The organism is Actinacidiphila acidipaludis (genome assembly GCF_019890725.1).
Classification (GTDB): domain Bacteria; phylum Actinomycetota; class Actinomycetes; order Streptomycetales; family Streptomycetaceae; genus Actinacidiphila; species Actinacidiphila acidipaludis.
Map to the genome: position 1 here is coordinate 1 of NZ_JAINZZ010000138.1, position 1,205 is coordinate 1,205.

Sequence of the window (1,205 nt, forward strand, 5' to 3'; positions counted from 1 at the left end):
CCGAGTTCGATGCGGAAGCCGCGGATTTTGACTTGGTGGTCGGCGCGGCCGACGAATTCGAGGGTGCCGTGGGGGGTCCATTGGGCGATGTCGCCGGTGCGGTACATGCGGGTGCCGGCGGGGCCGTAGGGGTCGGCGGGGAAGCGTTCGGCGGTCAGCGCCGGGCGGTTGAGGTAGCCGCGGGCGAGGCCGTTGCCGGCGATGTAGAGCTCGCCGGGGGTGCCGGGGGGTACGGGGCGCAGGGCGTTGTCGAGGATGTAGGCGCGCAGGTCGGGGATGGTCTGGCCGATGGTGCTGGCGGTGGCGTGTGCGGTTGTTTGGTGGGTGAGGGGTGCGTGGCTGACGTGGACGGTGGTTTCGGTGATTCCGTACATGTTGACGAGTACGGGGTGGGTGTCGGGGTGGTGGTGGTACCAGGTGGTGAGGCGGGGGAGGTCGAGTGCTTCGCCGCCGAAGATGACGTGGCGTAGGGAGAGTTGGGGGCGGGGGTGGGGGTGGTCGTGGTCGGCTTGCATGAGTTGGTAGAAGGCGGAGGGGGTCTGGTTGAGGATGGTGACTTTTTCTTCGGCGAGGAGGGTGAGGAAGTGGGTGGGGGAGCGGCTGGTGTCGAAGGGGACGATGATCAGGCGGCCGCCGTGCAGGAGTGCGCCCCATAGTTCCCAGACGGAGAAGTCGAAGGCGTAGGAGTGGAAGAGGGTCCAGGTGTCGTGGGGTCCGAAGTGGAACCAGTGCTGGGTGGCGGTGAACAGGCGGGCGATGTTGGTGTGGGGGATCAGGACGCCTTTGGGCCGGCCGGTGGAGCCGGAGGTGTAGATGACGTAGGCGGTGTTGTGCGGGGTGAGGGTGGTGGTGGGGTTGGTGTCGGGGTGGGTGGTGAGGTCGGTGGGGAGTGTGGTGGTGTCGAGGGTGAGGACGGGTTGGGCGTCGTGGAGGATGGTGGTGATGCGGTCGGCGGGGTATTCGGGGTCGATGGGGACGTAGGCGGCGCCGGTTTTGAGGACGGCGAGGATGGCGACGACGAGGTCGGGTGAGCGGGGCAGCAGGAGGGCGACGAGGGTTTCGGGTCCTGCTCCCTGGCCGGTGAGCCAGTGCGCGAGTCGGTTGGCGCGGGTGTTGAGTTCGGCGTAGGTGAGGGTGTCCGTGCCGTGGGCCACCGCGGTGTTCTGCGGGGTGCGTCGCACCTGCGCCTCGAACAACTCCGGCAC

At 68.1% G+C, this 1,205-nt stretch carries 1 protein-coding gene; it reads right to left on the reverse strand.

Annotated elements, in window-relative coordinates; genetic code table 11:
* A partial coding sequence (locus K7862_RS37020; RefSeq protein WP_222970190.1) for an amino acid adenylation domain-containing protein occupies nucleotides 1–1,205 on the reverse strand: 1,205 nt, incomplete at both ends.